We start from the raw sequence: 1996 nt of genomic DNA on the forward strand, positions 1-1996 counted from the left end.
GGCTGCGGCGCCCGCGCGCCGCGTCGACCAGCGCGGGCACGCAGAGGAGCGCCGCGACCGCGAGGGCGACGGCCACCGCGGACGCCATGAGCGTGAGCGAGACGCCGAGCGCGTCGAGGGTGCCGGGCAGCACCGGGCGGCCCGAGATCCACGAGGTGCCGAGGTCGCCGCGGACGACGCCCGCCAGCCAGTCGAGGGAGACGGCCAGCGGCCCGCGGTCGAGCCCGAGCTCGGCGCGCACCGAGGCGAGGGCCTCCGGGGTCGCCTCGAGGTCGGCGTAGCGCGCGCGGAGGATCGTGTACTCGGGCGAGCGTCCGGACAGCCACGGCAGGGCGCCGACGAGCGCGACGACCCCGCCGATCGCGACGACCCGGGATGCCCCGACGACGAGCCCGTCGCGCGCGCCGCGCATCAGCCGTCGACGCGCGTGTCGACCGTGATGAGCGCGCGCTCGCGGGGATCCCGCACGGCACCCGACACCCCGGCGGCCTCGCCCTGGATCACGCGCTCGTGCAGCAGCGGCACCGCGGCGTCGTCGGCCAGCACGAGCGCCTCCACGCGCATGATCGCGGCGCGGCGCTCGGGCCCGGCCGGGAGGGCGGACGCCGTGGCGAGGGCCTCGTCGACGGCCGGGTCGCACTCCTGGGAGATGTTGAACGACCCCGCGCAGGCGAAGTCGCTGAAGAGGTAGGCGGCGGGGTCGCCCGAGTCGAGCACCGTGGCGCGCGACAGGATGAACGCGTCGAACCGGCCGGCCAGCGCGTCGGCCTCGATGTACTGGTACTCGCGCACGTCCTGCGTCACCTGGAACCCGGCCGCCTCCAGCTGCTGCTCGAGCTGCACGGCGACCTCGGGGAGCTCGGCCCGGTCGGTGAAGGTGCCGAGCGTGATGGGGACGCCGTCGACCCGCGCGGGCGTCGCCCGGGCGGCCACGGCGTCGCGGTAGGAGGCGTCGTCGCGGAGGTCGGCGGCCCACGGGAGCGCCGGGCCGAGGAGCCCCTCGGCGGCGTCGGCGCGCCCCTCGTAGACGCCCTGGACGAGGGCGGCGCGGTCGACGGCGGCCTGCGCGGCGGCGCGGACGGCGGGGTCGGCGAACGGCCCCGTGCGGGTGTTGAGGTACAGCGTGTTCGTGCGCGGCATCGCGACCTCGTGGAGGAGAGCCGGGTCGACCTGCGCGGCCTGCCCGACGGGGATCGCCTCGACCACGTCGGCCGTCCCGGTGCGGAGCGCGGCCGCGCGGGCCGTGCCGTCGGGGACGAAGCGCACGTCGATGCCGGCGGCGGCGGCGCGCCCGCCCCAGTACCCGTCGAACCGGTCGAGGGTGGCGGACGAGGTGCCGTCCACCGCGGTCAGGCGGAACGGCCCCGTGCCGGTGCCGACGGGCGAGACCGTGCCGTCGGCGGCGTAGGCCGAGGCCGCGAGGATCGCGAGCTGGGGGCTCGAGAGACGCTGCGGCACGAGCGGGTCGGGGGTGGCCGTGCGGACGACGACGCGGTCGCCGTCCGCGGTCGCCGTGAGGTCGACGCCGTCGAGGATCCGCGGCTTCGGGCTCGCCGTCGCGGCGGTCGTCAGGGAGGCGGCGGCCTGCGCGGCGGTGAGGGTCGTGCCGTCGTGGAAGGGCACGGCGGGACGCACGTCGAAGGACCAGGTCAGGTCGTCGGTCCGCGTCCAGCCGGTGGCGAGGAGCGGCTGGGCGTCGCCCAGGTCGTCGAGGGTCACGAGGGTCTCGGCCGTGCTCCAGCGGGCCAGCTTGAAGGCGTCGTCGCTGAGGGGCGTGAGGCCGGAGCGGGGCGGTTGCAGCATCGCGAGGCGGATGCGGCCGTCGCCGTCCGCCGACGCGGCCGTGGAGCCGGGGCTCGCGGCGAAGCAGCCGCTCAGGGCGAGCGTCGACGCCAGGGCGAGGGCGGCGAGCGCGGTGGAGCGGGCCGGGCGGGCCGATCGGGTGGGTCGGGCCGGGCGGGAGGCGCGGGTGCGGGGGCGGGTGGGGGTGCGGGTG

Annotated in this window: 1 protein-coding gene and 1 pseudogene; both read right to left on the bottom strand. The window is 78.0% G+C overall.

Going from position 1 to position 1996, the window contains the following annotated elements; translation table 11 throughout:
• Window positions 1-412 (bottom strand): annotated as a pseudogene (locus Q6969_RS15300) (ABC transporter permease); the annotation flags it as partial.
• Window positions 412-1803, bottom strand: coding sequence for an ABC transporter substrate-binding protein (locus Q6969_RS15305; protein ID WP_396335565.1), 1392 nt, complete (start codon window positions 1801-1803; stop codon window positions 412-414). The gene Q6969_RS15305 and the pseudogene Q6969_RS15300, both read right to left, overlap by 1 nt.
• Window positions 1804-1996: the final 193 nt, after the last annotated feature.

Source organism: Clavibacter sp. MX14-G9D (assembly GCF_032917815.1).
GTDB lineage: Bacteria > Actinomycetota > Actinomycetes > Actinomycetales > Microbacteriaceae > Clavibacter > Clavibacter michiganensis_K.